The following is a 19,958-nucleotide window of genomic DNA, read 5'->3' as shown; positions in this document are numbered from 1 at the left end:
CCACTAATCCCCACCGAAGTGGTTCATCGTTCGACTTGCATGTGTTAAGCACGCCGCCAGCGTTCGTCCTGAGCCAGGATCAAACTCTCCGTGAATGTTTACCCGTAATCGGGTGCACACATCACGAGAGCGGAACAGTCAGGCGGAATAGGCCCGACCGTTCACAGCGTCCTCGCTGTGTTTTGTTTCAAAGGAACCTCGTCCCAACCGGAAGACCGGCCGGAGACGGGGTATCAACATATCTGGCGTTGATTTTTGGCACGCTGTTGAGTTCTCAAGGAACGGACGCTTCCTTTGTACTCACCCTCTCGGGCTTTCCTCCGGGCGCTTCCCTTCGGTCTTGCGTTTCCGACTCTATCAGATCCTTTTTCGATCCGATTCCCTGTCGGCGGGATTGTCATGGGGCCTGGGCTTTCGCCCGTCGGCCTTTCGACATTCACTACGTTAGCCGATTCCCCCGGCCGATTCATAATCGGGCTTCCGCGGATTCGAATTCGGGCATGCGGGCACGCCGGAATCGACCCCGCTGAGGGGAAGTCGTAGGTAGTGGGTTGGCCGCTCCGGCTGCTGACTTCGCAGTACCCGGTTCAGCGGCTCGGGCTACGTTACGCGCACGGCCATGCCGCGTCAACTTGAGCGACGCTTCGGGACATGCGCCCGATAGGGGCTGACCGTGGGGTCGTTGGCGATCCAGTAGCGCCAGGGGTGGATGTCGCCGTTGCCGCCGTCGCCGGCCACGCCGGTGCGTGGACCGTTGCGTACCTGGTCGGAGGGGATCGGGGTGCCGGCGAGCATCCTCAGTGGGGTCTCGCCGGGCGCGCACGCGTCCGTGCCGTCCAGGGCTCGGTCCACACCCAGGGCGGTGGCCAGGCGGGCCGGTCCTTTGGCCAGTTCCTTGTCGTTGCGGGCCGAGAGTCGACGTGTGCGGGCGAGCTCGGCGCCCTCCACGATCTCGCCGGCGCGCAGCAGGACCGCGCTCGCCAGGCCGTCGGGACCGCAGACCAGGTTCATGCAGTGCCACATGCCGTAGGTGAAGTAGACGTAGACGTGCCCGGGGGGACCGAACATCACTTCGGTGCGGGGTGTGCGGCCGCGATAAGCGTGGGAGCCGGGGTCGTTCGGACCGTCGTAGGCCTCCACCTCTGTGATGCGGAGGGAGATCGGACCGTCCGGGGTGGTGCGTACGAGGATCCGGCCCAGGAGGTCGGGGGCGACTTCGAGGACGGGGCGGTCGAAGAAGTCCCGGGGCAGGGGCGTACGGTCGGGGGTCGCGATCATGCCGTCCGAGGGTAGTGCAGACGGGTGGTGGCGACGGGGTGGTCAGGGGGCCCGCGGCTTGCCAGGGTGGGAGCGCGGAACCGGCCACGGCCGGATCGCGTTTGTAGGGATCAGGGATCCACTCTGAGAAGAGGAGAGTCATGGCGTTCAAGAAGCTGCTCGCGAGCCTGGGGGCCGGCGGTGCTTCGGTCGAGACGGTGCTGACCGAGGTCAACGTCGTTCCGGGCGGTGTCGTCCAGGGCGAGGTGCGGATTCAGGGCGGGTCCGTGAGCCASAACATCGAGGGCCTGTCCGTGGGACTTCAGGCACGTGTCGAGGTCGAGGGCCAGGACTCGGAGTACAAGCAGGACATCGAGTTCACGAAGTTGCAGCTCGGTGGTGCCTTCGAGCTTCAGCCCGGCGCCGTGCACGCGGTGCCGTTCGGGCTGGAGATCCCGTGGGAGACGCCGGTCACGACGATCGACGGTCAGCCGCTGCGCGGGATGAACATCRGTGTGACGACGGAGCTGTCGATCGCCCGGGCCGTGGACTCCACCGACCTGGACCCGATCAATGTGCACCCGCTGCCGGCTCAGAAGGCGATCCTCGACGCCTTCATCCAGCTGGGCTTCCGCTTCAAGAACGCGGACATGGAGCGCGGCCACATCCGCGGTACCCGGCAGAAGCTGCCGTTCTACCAGGAGATCGAGTTCTTCCCGCCGCAGCAGTACCGCGGGATCAACCAGGTCGAGCTGAGCTTCGTGGCGGACGGCAACGCGATGGACGTCGTCCTCGAAATGGACAAGAAGCCGGGGCTGTTCAGCGAGGGCAGTGACACGTTCCGTTCGTTCCAGGTGGGTCTGAACGACTTCCACGGGACCGACTGGGCGGCGTATCTCAACCAGTGGCTGTCCGAGGTCGGCAGCAAGCGCAACTGGTTCTAGGCTCGGAACTGCTGATTCCACTGTTCCAACAGGAGGTATCGAAGTGACCGAGCTCAAGAGGCGCCCGCTGCCCCACGACTTCCATCCGCCCGTGCCGTCCTTCACGGTCACGAGCGAGGACGTCGCGTCCGGCGGGACCCTCAAGGACGCTCAGGTCTACGCGGCCGGCAATACCTCGCCGCAGCTGCGCTGGGAGGGCTTCCCGGCCGAGACCAAGAGCTTCGCCGTGACGTGCTACGACCCGGACGCCCCCACGGGCAGCGGGTTCTGGCACTGGGTCCTCTTCGACATCCCGGCCTCCGTGACCGAGCTGCCGGCGGGTGCGGGCAGCGGCAAGTTCGAGGGGCTGCCGGAGGGTGCCGTACAGGCGCGGAACGACTACGGGTCGAAGGACTTCGGTGGTGCCGCGCCGCCGCCCGGCGACGGGCCGCACCGCTACGTGTTCACGGTGTACGCCGTGGATCAGGAGAAGCTCGGTCCTGACGCGGACGCCAGCCCGGCCGTCGTCGGCTTCAATCTGCGGTTCCACGCGCTCGCGCGTGCCCATGTGATCGGTGAGTACGAGGCGCCCGCCGAAGCCTGACGTTCATGGAACGTTTGCCCGCCCCAGGTCATGGAAGTGATCGGGGGCGGGCATTTTTTATTTCGTTGTCCATCTCGGCGTGCCCGGCCAGAGTTGATCCCAGCCCGCCAGGGGGTGGGCAGGTGCGCACGGGAGGTGGGCTGCAATGCGGGACACGCTGGTACTGAACGCGAGCTTCGAGCCGCTGTCGACGGTGACGTTGAATCGAGCCGTCGTTCTGGTGCTTCAGGACAAGGCCGTCGTCGAGCAGGCCCACCCCGAACTGCGCATGCGCGGAGCCGAGGTCGACATACCCGCGCCCCGCGTGATCAGGCTGTGCAGGTATGTACGGGTGCCCTTCCGAAGACAAGCGCCGTGGTCGAGGCGGGGTGTTCTGGTGCGGGACCGGCACCGGTGCGCGTACTGCGGGCGCCGGGCCACGACCGTGGACCACGTGGTGCCGCGGTCGCACGGTGGTCAGGACACATGGCTGAATACGGTCGCCTCGTGTGCGGAGGACAATCATCGGAAGGCTGACCGGACGCCTGAGCAGGCGGGTATGCCGTTGCTTCGGGAGCCGTTCGAGCCGACGCCTGCCGATGCGATGTTGCTGACGCTGGGTGCGGATGAGTTTGCTGCGCTGCCGGATTGGCTTGCGATGGATGCTGCCTGACTGTTCGAGGTGGGGTCACGACAGAGTTGTCGGCTGCGGGCTGGGGGTGGCCTGTCGCGCAGTTCCCCGCGCCTCTAAGGACGTTTGGGGCCCGCCTTCCTCGGAAGGCGGGCCCCATTGTCGTACGACGGACCGCGCGTCAGTCGATTGACGGCTTCTCTCGGCGTTCCGTGGCTGCGCTCGAACCGCCGCCCAGGCCGCCCAGGTTGCCCATCGCGCCGGAGAGGCCCTTGAGGGCGTCGCCGATTTCGCTGGGGACGATCCAAAGCTTGTTGGCATCGCCCTCGGCGATCTTGGGGAGCATCTGGAGGTACTGGTAGCTGAGGAGCTTCTGGTCCGGGTCGCCTGCGTGGATCGCCTCGAAGACCGTGCGGACCGCTTGGGCTTCGCCCTCGGCTCGCAGGGCCGCTGCCTTGGCCTCACCCTCGGCGCGCAGGATCTGGGACTGCTTCTCGCCCTCGGCGGTGAGGATGGCGGCCTGGCGCGTACCTTCGGCCGTGAGGATCGCGGCGCGCTTGTCGCGGTCGGCGCGCATCTGCTTCTCCATCGAGTCCTGGATGGAGGTGGGCGGCTCGATCGCCTTCAACTCGACGCGGTTGACCCGGATTCCCCACTTGCCCGTCGCCTCGTCGAGGACGCCGCGCAGGGCCGCGTTGATCTCCTCGCGGGAGGTCAGGGTGCGCTCCAGGTCCATGCCACCGATGATGTTGCGGAGCGTGGTGACCGTGAGCTGCTCGATCGCCTGGATGTAGCTGGCGACTTCGTAGGTGGCGGCGCGGGCGTCGGTCACCTGGTAGTAGATGACGGTGTCGATGTTCACGACCAGGTTGTCCTGGGTGATCACCGGCTGCGGCGGGAACGGCACGACCTGTTCGCGCAGGTCGATGCGGTTGCGGATGGTGTCGATGAACGGGACCACGATGTTGAGGCCCGCGTTGAGTGTCCGCGTGTAGCGGCCGAAGCGCTCGACGATGGCCGCGCTCGCCTGTGGGATGACCTGGATCGTCTTGATCAGGGCGATGAAGACCAACACCACCAGAATGATCAGGACGATGATGACCGGTTCCATCGTCGTGTCCCCGTACCCCTTCTCCGCTGCGGCATGTTCGGCAGATCTTATGGTTGTTGAAGATCTTGCTGGTGAGTCTGACAGACCGTCGCGTGCCTCGTGGCTGGTTCGCGCCACTTACGTCGTGCGAGGTCACATGACGATCGCCGTGGCCCCCTCGATGTCCACGACGTCGACTTCCTGGCCTACTTCGTAGGCGCGGTCGGTGTCGAGAGAGCGTGCCGACCAGATCTCTCCGGCGAGCTTGATCCGGCCGCCGGATGCGTCGACGCGCTCCAGTACGACGGCCTGTTTGCCTTTCAACGCCTCGATGCCGGTGGCCAGTTGGGGCCGCTGTGCGCGATGCCGGTTGGCGATGGGCCGTACGACGGCGATGAGTGCGGTCGAGACGACGACGAAGGCCACGACCTGGACGACGGCGTCACCGCCGAAGATGCCGGCGGCCACGGCGGCTGCGACGGCGCCCACGGCCAGCATGCCGAGTTCGGGCATCGCGGTGATCACGAGCCCGATGCCGAGCGCTGCCGCTCCGATCAACCACCAAACCCACGCGTCGATTTCCACATGGTCATGGTAGGACCGCGGGCCCTGTCGCCGACAGGGCGCCGATCGTTTGAACGGCTCTTCTGAAGGAGCGGGTCAGGACAGCGGGAGGCCCTGTGCCGTCCAGCGGTCACCGACCTGTTCGACGACGAGGGGGAGGCCGAAGCAGAGGGAGAGATTGCGGGAGGTGAGTTCGAGCTCCATCGGGCCGGCTGCGAGGACCTTGCCCTGACGGATCATCAGGACGTGCGTGAAGCCCGGGGGGATCTCTTCGACGTGGTGGGTGACCATGAGCATCGAGGGGGCGATCGGGTCGCGGGCGAGGCGGCCGAGGCGGCGGACGAGATCCTCGCGGCCACCGAGGTCGAGGCCGGCGGCGGGCTCGTCGAGGAGGAGCAGCTCGGGGTCGGCCATCAGGGCACGGGCGATGAGGGTGCGCTTGCGCTCGCCCTCGGAGAGGGTGCCGAACTTCCGGTCGGCGTACTCGGTCATGCCGAGGCGGTCGAGGAAGGCGAGGGCGCGCTGCTCGTCGACCTCCTCGTAGTCCTCGTTCCAGGTGGCGGTCATGCCGTACGCGGCGGTCAGCACGGTCTGCAGGACGGTCTGGCGCTTGGGCAGCTTCTCGGTCATGGCGATGCCGGCCATGCCGATGCGCGGGCGCAGCTCGAAGACGTCGGTGCCGGGCGTGCCGAGGGTCTCGCCGAGGATGGTGGCGGTGCCCTTGCTGGGGTAGAGGTAGCTGGACGCGACGTTGAGGAGGGTGGTCTTGCCGGCGCCGTTCGGGCCGAGGATGACCCAGCGCTCGCCCTCCTTGACCGACCAGGACACCTGGTCCACCAGAGCCCGGCCCTCCCGGACCACGGATACGTCCTGAAGCTCCAGAACATCGCTCATGAGCGCGTTGTCTCCCCTTGCAGTGTGACCGGTCTCGGCGTCTCGGTGGTCGCGTGCGCCTGTGGGCGCAGCCCTCAACGAAATCTACGCCACCGGTCCGCCGCCTCATTCCATCGGTCCGGTCCTTAGGGTGGGGGCATGCTCTCGGAACCACGTTCAGGACGCCTCGCCGCTTGGGGAAATGCCCTTTTGGCCGGACTCGTCTCGCCGGACGACGCTGTGCACGAGATCGCCGGCGACGATGCCGTGCACCGGGTGGAAGGGCTGCCCGGCGAGTCGGCGCCCGTGGGGCTCACGCTGGCGCTCGGGCGGCTGCGGACGCTCGGGGTGAGCGGGCTGCGGATCGCGCTGCCCGCGCCGGGGCATCCGCTGGGGCTGAGCGGGCCGCCGGAGTTCAACGCACGGGCGATGGACGCCGAGGAGGCCGTGATCTGCCACGGCTCCGCGTTCGGGCTGGTGCCGGAGGTGTACGAGGCCGGGCCCGACGGAGATGTACATGTCGAGGTCGTCTGGCGTGTGCTGCCGGTGCGGGAGGCGCCGCCCGCGGATGTGCCGTCGCTGGGTGAGGCCGAGCGGGAGCTGGCGGAGGCGCTGCGGGATGCCACCGCGGTGCTGTCGCGGCTGGATGTGGCCGGATCGGGGCCGATGGCCGAGGCGGCGATCGATGCCTATCGGGCGCGGGCCGAGCGGGGGCGGGAGGTGTTGGCGCCGGGGTATCCGCCGCGGGCGGTGCGGGTGCTGGAGCTGGCTCAGCGGGTGGGGTTGCTGGTGTCGCTGGCGTATGAGAACGGGCACGGGGGTGCGGTGAGCTCCGCTGAGATGGGGGCTCGGGCGGAGGCCTTGCGGCCGGTGGAGCGGGTGGCTCGGCGGGCCCAGGTCGCCGCGTACAACTCCGTTGTGGAGGAGCGGGAGCGGGGCGTGCGGTGAGCGTCGGTCGGTTGGTGGCCGGCGTTGGTGTGACCGTGCCCGGGGGCTCTGCCCCCAGACCCCCGTGTCGGCCCTGAAGGGGCCTCGTCCTCAAACGCCGGACGGGCTGGAGTGTGCCTGACCGGCGCTGAGAAGGACCCGGCCCCCCGTCGAGAGGGACCTGGCCCCCGTCGAAGCAGACCGGCCCCCCGGGAAAACCCGGGAGGCCGGAGGTCACTGCCTGTTTTGGGGGGTCGTCACTTGTTGACGGCCAGGTTGCCGAAGGCGGGGTTCAGGATGCCGACGACGTTCACGCTGTTGCCCGAGACGTTGACCGGGATGTGGACCGGGGCCTGGACGAGGTTGCCCGAGGCGATGCCCGGGGAGCCCACGGCCTGGCCGTCGGCGTGCGCGCCGTCGGTGGCGGAGGCCATTCCGGCACCGGCGGCCAGCAGGCCACCGGCCACCATCGTCACGGCCGCTGCCTTCTTCAGGTTCTTCACTTCTAAGCCCTCCTTGCGATTGCCGCGGCAGTCGCCGCAGCACGCACTGGAGAACGGTGGAGATCCGCGAAGGATGCGCCATCCGGGGGACATTCCCACGACGGTATGAATCTCAGTCCGGAGCGGAACCCTCCGTATTGCCGTCCGTCACGCCCTGCGGAGAGCGTTTCAGCCGGTCACGCCATGGCGTACGGCCCACAGGGCGGCCTGGGTGCGGTCCGCGAGGTCGAGTTTCATCAGGATGTTCGAGACGTGCGTCTTGACGGTCTTCTCCGAGAGAACCAGAGCTCTGGCTATCTCCCGGTTCGAGCGGCCGTCCGCGATCAGGCTGAGCACCTCGCGCTCCCGCTCCGTCAGGGAGCCCGCTCTCCCCTGCCCCGAGTTGGCCTCCTCCTGGGACAGCAGGGCGCCCGCGACCTCGGGCTGGAGCAGGATGTGGCCGGCGTGGACCGAGCGGATGGCTCCGGCGAGTGCGTCCGGGTCGACGTCCTTGTAGACGTAACCGGCGGCGCCCGCGCGCAGGGCCGGGATCACCGTGCGCTGTTCGGTGAAGCTGGTGACGATCAGCACGCGCGCGGGGTTGTCCAGTTCGCGCAGCTTGCGCAGGGCCTCGACGCCGTCCATGCCCGGCATCTTCACGTCCATCAGCACGACGTCCGGTTTCAGTTCCTCGGCGCGGGCCACTCCCTCGGCGCCGTCGGCGGCCTCGCCGACGACCTCGATGTCGTCCTGCACTTCGAGGAAGGTGCGCAGGCCACGGCGGACCACCTGGTGGTCGTCGACGAGCAGCACCTTGATTGCGTCAGCCACCGGGGACCTCCATCTCGATCACGGTGCCCTTGCCGGGCGCCGATTCCACGGTCAGCGTGCCGCCGACCCCGCTCGCCCGGTCCCGCATGGAGACCAGGCCGAGGTGGCGTCCGGCGGTGCGTATCGCCTTCGGGTCGAAGCCGCCGCCGTCGTCCGTGACCCGCAGGACGGCTCCGCCGGCGCGGCGGTCCAGCGTCACGTCGACGTGCTCGGCTCCGGAGTGCCGCAAGGCGTTGTGCAGGGCCTCCTGGGCGACGCGCAGCACGGCCTCCTCCTGGGCGGAGGGCAGGGCCTTCACACCGCGGCCTGCGAAGGTGACGCGGGCGCTGTGGGCGCGGTCGAGGACCTGGATCTGGGTGCGCAGGGTGGCGACGAGGCCGTCCTCGTCGAGGGCCGCGGGGCGCAACTCGACGACCGCGGCGCGCAGTTCGTCGGCGGCCTCGGCGGCGAGCGCGGCCACCTGGTGCAGCTCGCCCTTGGCGCGGGCCGGGTCGCGGTCGACCAGGGCGGTGGCGGCCTGGGCCGTCAGGCGCAGGGAGAACAGCTTCTGGCTGACCGCGTCGTGCAGTTCGTGGGCCAGGCGTGAGCGCTCCTCGGCGATCGTCAGTTCGCGGCTGCGCTCGTACAGGCGGGCGTTGGTCAGGGCGATCGCTGCGTGCTGGGCGAGGATGGAGAGGAGCTCCTCGTCCTCCTCCGTGAAGCCGCAGCTCCCTTCCGGTTTCGGGCAGTTCTTGTTCGCGAGGAACAGGGCGCCGATGACCTCGTCGCCGTCGCGGATCGGCAGGCCCAGGAAGTCGGACATGTCGGGGTGCGCCGACGGCCAGCCCTCGAAGCGGGGGTCCTTGCGGACGTCGGCGAGGCGCTCGACCTCGGCCTCCTGGAGCATCGCGGCGAGGATTCCGTGCTGGCGCGGGAGCGGGCCGATGGCCTTCCACTGCTCGTCGCTGACTCCGTCGACCACGAACTGGGCGAAGCCCCCATGGTCGTCCGGGACGCCGAGCGCGGCGTACTGCGCGTCGAGCAGTTGGCGGGCGGAGGCGACGATCGTCTTGAGGACGTCGCGCACCTCAAGATGCCTGCTCATGGCCAGCAACGCGGAGCTCACCGCGGCGAGGCCGGACCTGGGGCCTTGACTCATGCCCTCACGGTACCGGCGGGGTGTGACAGCCGGATCGGACCTCTGGCGGCGGCCGACCGGGGCCTCGGTCCTAGTTCTGCGGTCCCCCCTCACCTACTTCTCCGGTCCCCCGATCAGCGGCGTAGGGCGGGCGGCCCAGGTGCGTGGCTTAGGACGAAGGGCCCCGCGATGTTGCGGCCCGCGTCCGAGGCGGGGCGGGCGGCCCCGTTCCTACGTTGAGGGCACCCGCCGATCCGAGGCGGGCCGGGACGAGGGGACGGTTGTCATGCCGGTAGCGATCATCACGGGGGCCTCGAAGGGGCTGGGGCGGGCGCTCGCCGAGGGGCTGGCCGCGCGCGGCTGGGATCTGGTGCTCGACGCCAGGACGCCGGAGGCGCTCCAGGAGACGGCGTCCGGGCTCGGGGAACTGCACGGCACGCGCGTGACGGCCGTGCCGGGGGACGTCACGGACGCCGGTCATCGGGCCGAGCTGGTGGCGGCCGCCTGGAAGCTGGGCGGCGTGGATCTGCTGGTGAGCAACGCCAGCGCGCTGGGCGCCGAGCCGCTGGTACGGCTGGACGCGCTGCCCCTGGAGGGGCTGCGGCGGGCGCTGGAGGTGAACGTGGTCGCCGCGCTGGCCCTTGTACAGGAGGCACTGCCGCTGCTGCGGGCGGCCCGGACGGGCGCCGTGATCACGGTCAGCTCGGACGCGGCCGCCGAGGCGTACGAGACCTGGGGCGGGTACGGGGCGTCGAAGGCCGCGCTGGACCATCTCGCGGCCGTGCTGGGTGAGGAGGAGCCCGGACTGCGCGTGTGGGCGGTCGACCCCGGGGACATGGCTACGGACCTGTACGCGGCGGCCGTACCGGACGACGACGATCCGCGGCCCGCTCCGGCCAGTGTCGTGCCGGCGTTCCTGCGGCTGCTGGACGAGCGTCCGGCGAGCGGCCGCTACGGGGCTCCGGCTCTGCTGGAGGAGCGGCGATGACGCTGGCGGTGAGCGTGCCGGAGGAGCTGTCGGCTCGGGTTCCCGCCGAGCAGCGGGGGCCGGGGCTGGGCCGGGATGCCGTACGGCTGCTGGTGTCGCGGGGTACCGAGGTGTCGCATCACACCTTTCGTGAGCTGCCGCGGCTGCTGCGGGCCGGGGATCTGCTGGTCGTCAACACGTCCCGGACGCTGGCGGCCGCCGTGGACGGGCGGATCGGGCACGCGCGCGTGGTGGTGCATTTCTCCACGCGCGGGGATGACGGGCGGTGGGCCGTGGAGCTGCGGGATCCGGACGAGCTGGGCACTACGCGCGCGCGTGCGGGCGGACCCGCGGGGACTGAGGTGTGGCTGCCGGGCGGGCTGCGGCTGGTGTTGGAGGAGCCGCTGAGCGTCGGGAGCGCGCGGATGTGGTGGGCGCGGGTGGCCGCCGGGCCCGTGGAGGTGGAGGGCACGGACAGTCGCGTCGACGAAGCGGCCACCGGGGCACGGGCCCCGGCTGATGCCGTCCTCGGGCTGATGCGGGAGCAGGGTCGGCCGATTCGCTACTCCTATACGGAGCGGGACCAGCCGTTGTCCGTGTACCAGACGGTGTTCGCGCTGCCCTCGGCCGACGGCTCGGGAAGCGCGGAGATGCCGAGCGCGGCGCGGCCCTTCACGGTCGGGCTGGTCACGGAGCTGGTGAGCCGGGGTGTGCAGTTCGCGCCGATCACGCTGCACACGGGTGTGGCGTCGGCTGAGGCGCACGAGCTGCCGTATCCGGAGCGGTTCGCGGTGCCGGAGGCCTCGGCTCGGCTGATCAATGCCGCGAAGGCCGGGGGCGGCCGCATCGTCGCCGTCGGGACGACGGCCGTGCGGGCGGTGGAGTCGGCGGTGGACGCCGACGGGGTCGTGGGCGCGCGTGAGGGGTGGACGGATCTGGTCGTCACGCCGGAGCGCGGGGTGCGTGTGGTGGACGGGCTGCTGACCGGGCTGCACGAGCCGGAGGCCTCGCATCTGCTGATGCTGGAGGCGGTCGCCGGGCGAGCCGCGATCGACCGCAGCTATGAGGAAGCGCTGCGCGGGCTCTACCTGTGGCACGAGTTCGGGGACGTGCACCTCATCCTCCCGGCGGAGGACCCTCACGCAGAGCATTGCGCCAGCAACTGCTGGTGAGACTGTCGCATGGCTGATGTGAGCCCGCGCATAGGGTGCAGGTCACGTACGAAAGTCCGTAGTAGGTGGAGCCGTCCCTTTTGAGCGGCGCGGACAGTCCTGTCTGTCCTATTTTGCCCTTCCTGGCTCCACTACCGGGGATCGTAGGTCACACCTTTGCCACCGCATTTTGCGGCCGCTAAGAATTGCTCTCGTCGCTCAGCGCCGTGGGTTCAGCCCGCGGCGTTTGTGCCGGAAGCACCCGTGTCCCCCGCCGGACAGCGAGCGACCTCCGCGCTATTCGAAGAGGTCCATCTGCCATGCTCAAGAACACCAAGAACCGTGCCCTCAGTCGTGCCATAACCAAGCGCCAGAAGATCGCGATCGCCGGCGTGGGTACGCTCGGCGCCGCCGCTCTGGCACTGTCCGCCGTCCCCGGCAACGCACAGACGACCACGGCCGAAGCCCCCGCGGGCAAGGTGGCCTACAGCAGCGAGCAGATCAAGGACGTCAAGGGCAGCGTCACCGACCAGCTCGCCGGCGACAAGGTGAAGGCCGAGGCGATGGTGGCCAAGCACAAGGCCGCTGTGGCCGCCGCCAAGCACCGGGCCGCCGTGGCCCACGACAAGCACGTGGCCGCCCAGGCCACCGCCAAGCAGCGGGCCGCCAAGGCCGCCGCCGCGAAGAAGGCCGCTGCCGAGCGCAAGGCGGAGGAGGCCGCGAGCCGGTCCGCCAAGCGCGTCGCGGTCAAGCAGGTCGCCGCCAAGACCTACGCGAACAACCTCGACGGCTGGATCCGCGAGGCGCTCGACATCATGAAGAAGCACGACATCCCGGGCACCTACAACGGCCTGCACAAGAACATCATGCGGGAGTCCTCGGGTAACCCGAACGCGATCAACAACTGGGACATCAACGCCCAGAACGGCGTCCCGTCGATCGGTCTGCTCCAGGTCATCAAGCCGACCTTCGACGCGTACCACGTCCCGGGCACGGCCAAGAGCCAGTACGACCCGGTCGCCAACCTCACCGCCGCCGCCAACTACGCGGCCGACCGGTACGGCTCGATCGACAACGTCAACAGCGCGTACTGACCGAGGTAGGCGCGGGCCTCTGACACGTACGCCGAAGGGCGGCACCCTCCTGACGGGGTGCCGCCCTTCGGGCGTCGTACGGCGGTGACTACTTGCGCATGACCTCGGGCTCGTGGCGGCGCAGGAAGCGGGCCACGAAGATGCCGCAGATCACACCGAGCACGATCAGGGCGATCATGTCCATGGCCCAGACGCCGACCGTGTGCTCCCACAGCGGGTCGTTGCTCTCGCCCTGGCCGGGCGGGCTGATCTTGTTGAAGTCCAGCGTGGCGCCCGCGGCGCCCACGGCCCAACGCGACGGCATCAGATACGAGATCTGGTTGGCGCCGATCGAGCCGTTCAGGGCGAACAGACAGCCCGTGAACACGACCTGGATGATCGCGAACATGACCAGCAGCGGCATGGTCTTCTCGGCGGTCTTCACCAGGGCCGAGATGATCAGGCCGAACATCATCGAGGTGAAGCCCAGCGCCATGATCGGCACCGACAGCTCCAGCAGCGTCAGCTTGCCGAAGACCAGGCCCTCCTCCGGGATCTCCCGGCTGGCGAAGCCGATGACGCCGACCATCAGGCCCTGGAGCACGGTGATGAAGCCGAGCACGAAGACCTTGGACATCAGGTACGCCGAGCGCGACAGGCCGGTCGCGCGCTCCCGCTCGTAGATGACCCGTTCCTTGATCAGCTCACGCACCGAGTTCGCGGCGCCGGCGAAGCAGGCGCCGACCGCGAGGATCAGCAGCACGGTGGTGGCCGTGCCGTTCGGGATGATCCGGCCGGTCTGCGGGCTGGGCGCGTTGGGCAGCAGGCCCTTGCCCGAGTCGATGAGCAGGCTCACCGCGCCGAGCACGCCCGGCAGGATCACCATCAGGGCCAGGAAGCCCTTGTCGGACGCGATCACCGACACATAGCGGCGCACCAGTGTGAGGAACTGCGACAGCCAGCCCTGCGGCTTCGGCGGCTTCATCGCCTGCATCGGCGGCACCTGTACGGACTGCGGAGCAATCGCGTCGATGTCCGCGGCGTACATCTGGTAGTGCTGCGAGCCCTTCCAGCGTCCGGCCCAGTCGTAGTCGCGGTAGTTCTCGAAGGCGGAGAAGACGTCGGCCCAGGTGTCGTAGCCGAAGAAGTTCAGCGCCTCCTCCGGCGGACCGAAGTAGGCGACCGAACCGCCCGGGGCCATCACCAGCAGCTTGTCGCAGATCGCCAGCTCGGCCACCGAGTGGGTGACGACGAGGACCGTACGGCCGTCGTCGGCGAGGCCGCGCAGCAGCTGCATGACGTCGCGGTCCATGCCCGGGTCGAGGCCCGACGTGGGCTCGTCCAGGAAGATCAGCGACGGCTTGGTGAGCAGCTCCAGGGCGACCGAGACGCGCTTGCGCTGGCCGCCGGACAGGGAGGTGACCTTCTTGTCCTTGTGGATGTCCAGCTTCAGCTCGCGCAGCACCTCGTCGATACGGGCGTCGCGCTCCTTGCCCGTGGTGTCGGCGGGGAAGCGGAGCTTGGCCGCGTACTTGAGGGCCTTCTTGACGGTCAGCTCCTTGTGCAGGATGTCGTCCTGCGGGACCAGACCGATGCGCTGGCGCAGCTCGGCGAACTGCTTGTAGAGGTTCCGGTTGTCGTAGAGGACGTCGCCCTGGTTGGCGGGGCGGTAGCCGGTGAGTGCCTTGAGCAGGGTCGACTTGCCCGAGCCGGACGGGCCGATGACCGCGATGAGCGACTTCTCCGGGACGCCGAAGGAGACGTCCTTGAGGATCTGCTTGCCGCCGTCGACCGTGACGGTCAGATGCCGGGCCGAGAAGGAGACCTCACCGGTGTCGACGAACTCCTCGAGACGGTCGCCGACGATCCGGAACGTCGAGTGACCGACACCGACGATGTCCGCCGGGCCCAGCAGCTGCGAGCCGCCCTTGGCGATCGGCTGGCCGTTGACGTACGTGCCGTTGTGCGAGCCCAGGTCGCGGATCTCCATGCGGCCGTCGGGCGTCGAGTGGAACTCGGCGTGGTGCCGGGAGACCTGGAGGTCGGAGACGACCAGCTCGTTCTCCAGCGCACGGCCGATGCGCATCACGCGGCCGATGGAGAACTGGTGGAACGTGGTGGGGCTGCGGTCGCCGTAGACCGGCGGCGCCCCCGCGCCACCACCGGGACCCTGCTGCTGCGGGATGTGGGCCGCCTGCTGCGACTGCTGCCAGCCGGCCTGCTGGGGCTGCTGCTGCGGTGCCTGCTGGGGCTGCTGCTGAGGTGCCTGCTGGGCCCAGCCCGCCTGGGCGCCCTGCGCGGCGTACGGCTGCTGCTGCGGCTGGGCCTGCGGCGAGGCGACGGATGCCGCGGTGCCGCTGAGGTCCAGGCGCGGTCCGTCGGTCGCATTGCCCAGGTGCACGGCCGAGCCCGGGCCGATCTCCAGGTGATGGATCCGCTGGCCCTGCACGAACGTGCCGTTGGTGCTGCCCTGGTCCTCGATGACCCAACTGTGGCCGCTCCAGCTGATCGTGGCATGCCGCCAGGACACCCTGGCGTCGTCGAGCACGATGTCGCCCTGCGGATCGCGTCCGAGGGTGTAGGGCCTGGACGGGTCGAGCGTCCAGGTCCTTCCATTCAATTCCAGTACGAGTTCCGGCACTCCATGCCCCACTGAGTAGTCCCCCGAGTTACCCCCAACACAGGGAGTCTAGGGATGTCGAACATCGTCGGGAACTATTTCAGGCTCCGCCCCCTGACCGAAAGCCGGGCCTTGTGTGGAGCACGCCCACGCGCTTCGAATGGTTCCGTTGACGGGGTTGAAACCAGCCCGGAGAGTGGTAATCCACGCGAGGGGGACATGCGCGGCGATCGGCCGCGCCGCGGATCGGGGGGTCTGCCATGAGCGCGTCCACGTACGTCGAGAGCTCGAAAGGCGCCAGGCTGCCCTGGGGCGACATCCTTCTCTCCGCCATCGCCGCCGTGAGCTGGGCATTGATCGGAATGGCGGGCACCGCAGCGCTCGGACTGCATCTGCTGGAGGCGGACTCGGCGAGCTCGCTCGGCCCGATGACCGCGGCTGTGGTGGCCCTTGGGGCGGGTGGTTCCGTCACTCCGTCCGGGGATGTGTCCGCTTTCGGGTTGACCGGTGCACAGGCGGCGACCGCCATCGAGATCACGCCACTCGGGGTGAGCCTGGTCGGCGCGATCACAACTCCCGCGCCCCGCAAGGACCGTAGGAAGAACCACGACAACAGCACCGCGCCGACCAGGCTCACCCCGAGTGGCGTGATCTCGATGGCGGTCGCCGCCTGTGCACCGGTCAACCCGAAAGCGGACACATCCCCGGACGGAGTGACGGAACCACCCGCCCCAAGGGCCACCACAGCCGCGGTCATCGGGCCGAGCGAGCTCGCCGAGTCCGCCCTCCTCCACCGCCGCCGCCGCCGGGGAAGCCGAAGGGGCGCCCGTGACGGGTTCAGCCGGTGAACGGCGCGCGGCCGTGCGGCGTCGGCCGCAGGTGATCCTGGGGCGGTTCACAGTTACTGGTGCAGCGGTGGTCCGAACGTAAGGCCCTCGCCACCCGGCCGACACCCAGTGTTCCGTGTCCGCTAGACGGACCTCGGGGGCGGCAGGCACTGGGTGCCGGATACGGTGGAGGCACCATGAGCGCTTCGCAGACCTCTGACACCCCCACACTTCTCGTCAAGATCTTCGGGAAGGACAGGCCGGGCATCACCGCCGGCCTCTTCGACACGCTGGCCGCCTACTCGGTCGACGTGGTCGACATCGAGCAGGTCGTCACGCGGGGCCGGATCACACTGTGCGCGCTCGTGACGGAGCCGCCGGCCGGTCTGGAAGGGGATCTGCGGGCGACCGTCCACAGCTGGGCGGAGTCCATGAAGATGCAGGCGGAGATCATCTCCGGCCTCGGCGACAACCGCCCGCGTGGCTCGGGACGCTCCCTGGTGACCGTCCTCGGGCACCCGCTCACCGCGGAGGCGACGGCCGCCATCGCCGCCAGGATCACCAAGTCGGGCGGCAACATCGACCGTATCTTCCGGCTCGCCAAGTACCCCGTGACCGCGGTGGAGTTCGCGGTCTCCGGCGTGGAGACCGCGCCGCTGCGCACGGCCCTGGTGACGGACGCCGCGGCACTGGGTGTCGACATCGCGGTCGTCGCGGCCGGACTGCACCGGCGCGCCCAGCGTCTGGTCGTGATGGACGTGGACTCCACGCTCATCCAGGACGAGGTGATCGAGCTCTTCGCGGCGCACGCCGGCTGCGAGGACAAGGTGGCCGAGGTGACGGCGGCCGCGATGCGCGGGGAGCTGGACTTCGAGCAGTCGCTGCACGCGCGCGTGGCGCTGCTGGCCGGGCTGGACGCGTCGGTGGTGGAGAAGGTGCGCAGCGAGGTGCGGCTGACGCCGGGCGCGCGCACGCTGATCCGTACGCTGAAGCGGCTCGGCTATCAAGTGGGGGTCGTCTCCGGTGGGTTCACGCAGGTCACGGATGATCTGAAGGAACGGCTCGGGCTCGACTTCGCTCAGGCCAACACGCTGGAGATCGTCGACGGCAAGCTCACCGGGAAGGTGACCGGCGAGATCGTGGACCGGGCGGGCAAGGCGCGGCTGCTGCGCCGGTTCGCCGCCGAGGCGGGGGTGCCGCTGTCGCAGACGGTGGCGATCGGTGACGGTGCCAACGACCTGGACATGCTCAACGCGGCCGGGCTCGGCGTCGCGTTCAACGCCAAGCCGGTGGTGCGGGAGGCCGCGCACACGGCGGTGAACGTGCCGTTCCTGGACACGGTCCTGTATCTGCTCGGCGTCACCCGCGAAGAGGTCGAAGCCGCGGACATGCACCACGAGGACTGACGCTCCGCACCGGACGGACGACCTGCGTACGACCTGCGTACGACCGAACGACCTGCGCGGAACCGGACGGACTGAGGGCGGCGAGCCGCTCCGCATGCAAGGGGCCCGGCACCGCGACGGTGCCGGGCCCTTCGTGCGGGGTCGGTCACTCGGACGGGGCCCAGTAGTCGAGCAGCGTGGCCGTGCCGGGCTCCAGGGTCTTCCAGGGGCCGCCGAAGGACAGGACGGCGAAGGCGGCGGCCGGGAAGCCGCGCCGGCTCATCCACTCCTGCGCATCGCCGTCGGCGGAGCCGGACAGGACGTCGGCGAGGCCCTGCACTCCGGGGTTGTGGCCGATCAGCAGGACGTTCTGTGCGTCGTCGGGGGTTTCGTTGAGCAGGGCGATCAGCTCGCCGGGCGAGGCCTCGTAGACCCGCTCTTCGTAGACGGTTTTCGGCCGGTGCTGGAACTCGTGGACGGCGAGCTTCCAGGTCTCCCGGGTCCGGATCGCGGTCGAGCACAGGGCCAGGTCGAAGGGGATGGCGGTGTCGGCCAGCCTGCGGCCGGCTTCTGCCGCGTCCATTCGACCCCGGTCGGCGAGCGGCCGCTCGTGGTCGGTCACCTGTGGCCAGTCGGCTTTCGCATGCCGGAAGAGGACAATCCTGCGGGATTCTGCGACGCTCATGAGATCCAGCTTCGCACGAAACAGGCCATGGGGCGCAGGTAGTTGACGGGCGCCTCCGGGGGCGCTCAGTGCATGATCAGCTGCTGTATGCGCTCGAAGAGCTGGGTGATCGCGGGCTCGGCGGTTGCGGCCTGCGCGTCCGCGGGGTTGAGGATCAGTGTCAGCAGCGTGATGAATGCGAGCGTCGGCAGGGCCAGGGCCCACCAGGGCAGCCGGATCTCGGCACGGCCCGTGGACGCCGGCTGGGGCGGGGTGTGCGTACGGGCCGACATGATGCCTCCGCGGGTCTTCGAGTGGTGGGTGTCCGCCTGTCGCGGTCACACTTCGAAGTTACGGACTGAGCGGTCCTCAACCCATCCGGTGATCCACCCAGTTGACCCTGACACTCACCCCCTAGGGGATGGTGGTGCTAGCCCCACCATCGGCCCGCCGGGATGTGTCGGCCGGCGTCCATCGGGGCGCCCGCGTCAGGGAGAGGCGATCGTCGCGACGACGGCGATGATCACGAAGATGGCGAAGAACACGCCGAAGACGAGCAGCAGCTTCTTCTGGCCGTTCTGGGGGTTCGGGTCGAGCACTGGCATACGGCAAGTCTCCCACCCGCAGACCGCGCCCGGTCCTCCGGGGTGTCAGCGGGCCGCCTCGTCCTCCACGATGCGGTTGCGTCCCGCCAGGACACCTACCGCCATCTGCGGGATCATCAGCGCGGCCATGAGCGCGATCGGCAGCCCCCAGCCACCGCTGTGCTGGTAGAGCACGCCGACCAGGAGCGGGCCGGGGATCGAGATCAGATAGCCGGTGCTCTGCGCGAAGCCCGACAGCTGGGCCACGCCCGCGCTGGTCCGGGCCCGCATGCCGACCATCGTGAGGGCCAGCGGGAACGAGCAGTTCGAGACGCCCAGCAGCACGGCCCACGCCCAGGAGCCGGAGGTCGGGGCGAGGTACATGCCGGCGTAGCCGACGAGGCCGCAGGCACCCAGCGCGAGCACGATCGGCCCCTGGTGGGGCAGCCTGATGGCGAGACGCGGGATGACGAAGGCCAGCGGCACTCCCATCACCATCGTGACCGCGAGCAGCAGCCCTGCCGTGCCGGCGTGCACTCCCGAGTCCCGGAAGATCTGCGCCATCCAGCCCATCGTGATGTAGGCGCCGGTGGCCTGGAGCCCGAAGTAGACGGCGAGGGCCCAGGCGGTGCGGCTGCGGGTGATCCGCAGCGGGGGCGCGTCCACGCGCCCGTGCTTGTCCTCGGCGGGCGTGCCGGGCGTGCCCGCCCGGTCCCGCACGAAGGGGATCCAGGGCACCACGGCGGCCACCGCGAGCCCCGCCCAGACCACGAGCCCGCTGTGCCAGTTTCCGCCCAGTGCCTCGGTCATGGGCACCGTCACGGCCGCGGCGGACGCGGTACCGAAGGCCAGGGCCATCGAGTACAGGCCGGTCATGGAGCCGACCCGGTCGGGGAACCAGCGCTTGACGATGACCGGCATCAGGACGTTGCTGACCGCGATGCCCATGAGGGCGAGCGCGGTGGCGGCCAGGAAGCCGGCCGTGCTGCCCACGTAGGGGCGTATGAGCAGGCCGGCGGTGATGGCGACCATGCCCGCGCACACCACGGCGCCCGCGCCGAAGCGGCGGGCCAGGCGCGGGGCCGCGACACCGAAGAGGGCGAAGCACAGCGGGGGCACGGAGGTGAGCAGTCCGGCCACGCTGCCGCTCATGCCGAGCCCGTCCCGGACCTCTTCGAGGAGGGCGCCGAGGCTGGTGATGGCGGGGCGGAGGTTCATTGCGGTCAGCACGATGCCGACCACGAGCAGCCGCATCGTCCACGCGCGCGTGGTCGGCTCCGAGATGGTGCTTGGCTCAGGGGTGCGTATGGGCATGGACGTCACCGTCCGGGTTTCCTCGCTTGCCATGAGGCCCATCATAGAATCATGGGATGATTGGTTGTCCACCCCTGGGCCGCCCGGCCCTCTTC

20 protein-coding genes and 2 pseudogenes are annotated in these 19,958 nt (G+C 69.5%); 9 read left to right on the top strand and 13 right to left on the bottom strand.

Annotation, left to right across the window (positions count from 1 at the left end; all coding sequences use genetic code 11):
* Positions 1-627: 627 nt before the first annotated feature.
* Positions 628-1,278 (bottom strand): DNA-3-methyladenine glycosylase, encoded by a 651-nt coding sequence (locus EAO75_RS22520; RefSeq protein WP_147996859.1) that lies wholly within the window; start codon positions 1,276-1,278, stop codon positions 628-630.
* Positions 1,279-1,418: 140 nt separating this feature from the next.
* On the opposite strand from EAO75_RS22520, the gene EAO75_RS22515 reads away from it, so the two are divergent.
* From EAO75_RS22515 to EAO75_RS22505, 3 genes are all read left to right on the top strand, one after another.
* Positions 1,419-2,201: a sporulation protein gene (locus EAO75_RS22515; RefSeq protein ID WP_147996858.1), complete on the top strand. Its 783-nt coding sequence runs from the start codon at positions 1,419-1,421 to the stop codon at positions 2,199-2,201.
* Positions 2,202-2,244: 43 nt separating this feature from the next.
* Positions 2,245-2,784: a YbhB/YbcL family Raf kinase inhibitor-like protein gene (locus tag EAO75_RS22510; RefSeq protein WP_147996857.1), complete on the top strand. Its 540-nt coding sequence runs from the start codon at positions 2,245-2,247 to the stop codon at positions 2,782-2,784.
* A gap of 145 nt (positions 2,785-2,929) precedes the next feature.
* Positions 2,930-3,436 (top strand): HNH endonuclease, encoded by a 507-nt coding sequence (locus EAO75_RS22505; RefSeq protein WP_147996856.1) that lies wholly within the window; start codon positions 2,930-2,932, stop codon positions 3,434-3,436.
* Positions 3,437-3,575: 139 nt separating this feature from the next.
* Here the strand turns inward: EAO75_RS22505 and EAO75_RS22500 are convergent, their stop codons facing one another.
* The 3 genes from EAO75_RS22500 to EAO75_RS22490 form a co-directional block, all read right to left on the bottom strand.
* Positions 3,576-4,505 (bottom strand): SPFH domain-containing protein, encoded by a 930-nt coding sequence (locus EAO75_RS22500; RefSeq protein WP_147996855.1) that lies wholly within the window; start codon positions 4,503-4,505, stop codon positions 3,576-3,578.
* Positions 4,506-4,637: 132 nt separating this feature from the next.
* The gene (locus EAO75_RS22495) at positions 4,638-5,069 is read right to left on the bottom strand and encodes an NfeD family protein (protein WP_147996854.1); all 432 of its coding nucleotides are present in this window, start codon (positions 5,067-5,069) and stop codon (positions 4,638-4,640) included.
* 75 nt (positions 5,070-5,144) lie between these two features.
* Complete coding sequence (locus EAO75_RS22490) at positions 5,145-5,942, bottom strand: ABC transporter ATP-binding protein (protein WP_147996853.1); 798 nt, start codon at positions 5,940-5,942, stop codon at positions 5,145-5,147.
* A gap of 138 nt (positions 5,943-6,080) precedes the next feature.
* Here EAO75_RS22490 and EAO75_RS22485 point away from each other — a divergent pair, with 138 nt between their 5' ends.
* Positions 6,081-6,869, top strand: coding sequence for a hypothetical protein (locus tag EAO75_RS22485; RefSeq protein ID WP_147996852.1), 789 nt, complete (start codon positions 6,081-6,083; stop codon positions 6,867-6,869).
* Between the two features lie 236 nt (positions 6,870-7,105).
* Here the strand turns inward: EAO75_RS22485 and chpE are convergent, their stop codons facing one another.
* The 3 genes from chpE to EAO75_RS22470 form a co-directional block, all read right to left on the bottom strand.
* Positions 7,106-7,351: a chaplin ChpE gene (gene chpE, locus EAO75_RS22480; RefSeq protein WP_147996851.1), complete on the bottom strand. Its 246-nt coding sequence runs from the start codon at positions 7,349-7,351 to the stop codon at positions 7,106-7,108.
* 168 nt (positions 7,352-7,519) lie between these two features.
* Complete coding sequence (locus EAO75_RS22475; RefSeq protein WP_147996850.1) at positions 7,520-8,161, bottom strand: response regulator; 642 nt, start codon at positions 8,159-8,161, stop codon at positions 7,520-7,522.
* Positions 8,154-9,299, bottom strand: coding sequence for a GAF domain-containing sensor histidine kinase (locus EAO75_RS22470; protein WP_147996849.1), 1,146 nt, complete (start codon positions 9,297-9,299; stop codon positions 8,154-8,156). Before EAO75_RS22470 ends, EAO75_RS22475 begins: the two co-directional genes overlap by 8 nt.
* Before the next feature lie 265 nt (positions 9,300-9,564).
* Between EAO75_RS22470 and EAO75_RS22465 the strand changes: the two genes are divergently transcribed.
* The 3 genes from EAO75_RS22465 to EAO75_RS22455 all read left to right on the top strand — a co-directional run bounded on the left by EAO75_RS22465 (position 9,565) and on the right by EAO75_RS22455 (position 12,490).
* Positions 9,565-10,266 carry an SDR family NAD(P)-dependent oxidoreductase gene (locus tag EAO75_RS22465; RefSeq protein ID WP_147996848.1) on the top strand — a complete coding sequence of 234 codons (702 nt, stop codon included), beginning with the start codon at positions 9,565-9,567 and terminating at the stop codon, positions 10,264-10,266.
* Positions 10,263-11,417, top strand: coding sequence for an S-adenosylmethionine:tRNA ribosyltransferase-isomerase (locus EAO75_RS22460; protein ID WP_147996847.1), 1,155 nt, complete (start codon positions 10,263-10,265; stop codon positions 11,415-11,417). Before EAO75_RS22465 ends, EAO75_RS22460 begins: the two co-directional genes overlap by 4 nt.
* A gap of 299 nt (positions 11,418-11,716) precedes the next feature.
* Positions 11,717-12,490, top strand: coding sequence for a transglycosylase SLT domain-containing protein (locus EAO75_RS22455; RefSeq protein ID WP_147996846.1), 774 nt, complete (start codon positions 11,717-11,719; stop codon positions 12,488-12,490).
* An 88-nt stretch (positions 12,491-12,578) separates the two neighbouring features.
* Here EAO75_RS22455 and EAO75_RS22450 read toward each other — a convergent pair whose 3' ends face one another.
* Complete coding sequence (locus EAO75_RS22450) at positions 12,579-15,110, bottom strand: FHA domain-containing protein (protein WP_187284545.1); 2,532 nt, start codon at positions 15,108-15,110, stop codon at positions 12,579-12,581.
* Positions 15,111-15,349: 239 nt separating this feature from the next.
* Here EAO75_RS22450 and EAO75_RS22445 point away from each other — a divergent pair.
* Positions 15,350-15,658, top strand: a pseudogene (locus EAO75_RS22445) (streptophobe family protein); the annotation flags it as partial.
* A 29-nt stretch (positions 15,659-15,687) separates the two neighbouring features.
* On the opposite strand, the pseudogene EAO75_RS46705 reads toward EAO75_RS22445, so the two are convergent.
* Positions 15,688-15,846 (bottom strand): annotated as a pseudogene (locus tag EAO75_RS46705) (hypothetical protein); the annotation flags it as partial.
* 267 nt (positions 15,847-16,113) lie between these two features.
* Here EAO75_RS46705 and serB point away from each other — a divergent pair.
* On the top strand, positions 16,114-17,322 hold the full coding sequence (gene serB / locus EAO75_RS22435; RefSeq protein ID WP_147996844.1) for a phosphoserine phosphatase SerB: 1,209 nt from the start codon (positions 16,114-16,116) through the stop codon (positions 17,320-17,322).
* A gap of 145 nt (positions 17,323-17,467) precedes the next feature.
* On the opposite strand, the gene EAO75_RS22430 is transcribed toward serB, so the two are convergent.
* From EAO75_RS22430 to EAO75_RS22415, 4 genes are all read right to left on the bottom strand, one after another.
* The gene (locus EAO75_RS22430) at positions 17,468-17,986 is read right to left on the bottom strand and encodes a SixA phosphatase family protein (RefSeq protein ID WP_147996843.1); all 519 of its coding nucleotides are present in this window, start codon (positions 17,984-17,986) and stop codon (positions 17,468-17,470) included.
* A 65-nt stretch (positions 17,987-18,051) separates the two neighbouring features.
* Complete coding sequence (locus EAO75_RS22425) at positions 18,052-18,258, bottom strand: hypothetical protein (RefSeq protein WP_147996842.1); 207 nt, start codon at positions 18,256-18,258, stop codon at positions 18,052-18,054.
* 195 nt (positions 18,259-18,453) lie between these two features.
* Complete coding sequence (locus EAO75_RS47545; protein ID WP_147996841.1) at positions 18,454-18,570, bottom strand: SGM_5486 family transporter-associated protein; 117 nt, start codon at positions 18,568-18,570, stop codon at positions 18,454-18,456.
* A gap of 45 nt (positions 18,571-18,615) precedes the next feature.
* Positions 18,616-19,908 carry a CynX/NimT family MFS transporter gene (locus tag EAO75_RS22415; protein WP_147996840.1) on the bottom strand — a complete coding sequence of 431 codons (1,293 nt, stop codon included), beginning with the start codon at positions 19,906-19,908 and terminating at the stop codon, positions 18,616-18,618.
* Between the last annotated feature and the right edge of the window lie 50 nt (positions 19,909-19,958).

Origin of the sequence: Streptomyces sp. UW30 (assembly GCF_008042075.1) — a bacterium.
Taxonomy (GTDB): domain Bacteria; phylum Actinomycetota; class Actinomycetes; order Streptomycetales; family Streptomycetaceae; genus Streptomyces.
This window is presented reverse-complemented; position numbering and strand designations above follow the sequence as displayed.

Excerpts from the sequence above, each read along its gene's own strand:
- EAO75_RS22520 (WP_147996859.1), bottom strand. The coding sequence starts at position 1,278 with ATGATCGCGACCCCCGACCGTACGCCCCTGCCCCGGGACTTCTTCGAC.
- EAO75_RS22505 (WP_147996856.1), top strand. The coding sequence starts at position 2,930 with ATGCGGGACACGCTGGTACTGAACGCGAGCTTCGAGCCGCTGTCGACG.
- EAO75_RS22500 (WP_147996855.1), bottom strand. The coding sequence starts at position 4,505 with ATGGAACCGGTCATCATCGTCCTGATCATTCTGGTGGTGTTGGTCTTC.
- EAO75_RS22490 (WP_147996853.1), bottom strand. The coding sequence starts at position 5,942 with ATGAGCGATGTTCTGGAGCTTCAGGACGTATCCGTGGTCCGGGAGGGC.
- EAO75_RS22485 (WP_147996852.1), top strand. The coding sequence starts at position 6,081 with ATGCTCTCGGAACCACGTTCAGGACGCCTCGCCGCTTGGGGAAATGCC.
- EAO75_RS22470 (WP_147996849.1), bottom strand. The coding sequence starts at position 9,299 with ATGAGTCAAGGCCCCAGGTCCGGCCTCGCCGCGGTGAGCTCCGCGTTG.
- EAO75_RS22465 (WP_147996848.1), top strand. The coding sequence starts at position 9,565 with ATGCCGGTAGCGATCATCACGGGGGCCTCGAAGGGGCTGGGGCGGGCG.
- EAO75_RS22460 (WP_147996847.1), top strand. The coding sequence starts at position 10,263 with ATGACGCTGGCGGTGAGCGTGCCGGAGGAGCTGTCGGCTCGGGTTCCC.
- EAO75_RS22455 (WP_147996846.1), top strand. The coding sequence starts at position 11,717 with ATGCTCAAGAACACCAAGAACCGTGCCCTCAGTCGTGCCATAACCAAG.
- serB (WP_147996844.1), top strand. The coding sequence starts at position 16,114 with ATGAGCGCTTCGCAGACCTCTGACACCCCCACACTTCTCGTCAAGATC.
- EAO75_RS22430 (WP_147996843.1), bottom strand. The coding sequence starts at position 17,986 with ATGAGCGTCGCAGAATCCCGCAGGATTGTCCTCTTCCGGCATGCGAAA.
- EAO75_RS22425 (WP_147996842.1), bottom strand. The coding sequence starts at position 18,258 with ATGTCGGCCCGTACGCACACCCCGCCCCAGCCGGCGTCCACGGGCCGT.
- EAO75_RS47545 (WP_147996841.1), bottom strand. The coding sequence starts at position 18,570 with ATGCCAGTGCTCGACCCGAACCCCCAGAACGGCCAGAAGAAGCTGCTG.
- EAO75_RS22415 (WP_147996840.1), bottom strand. The coding sequence starts at position 19,908 with ATGATGGGCCTCATGGCAAGCGAGGAAACCCGGACGGTGACGTCCATG.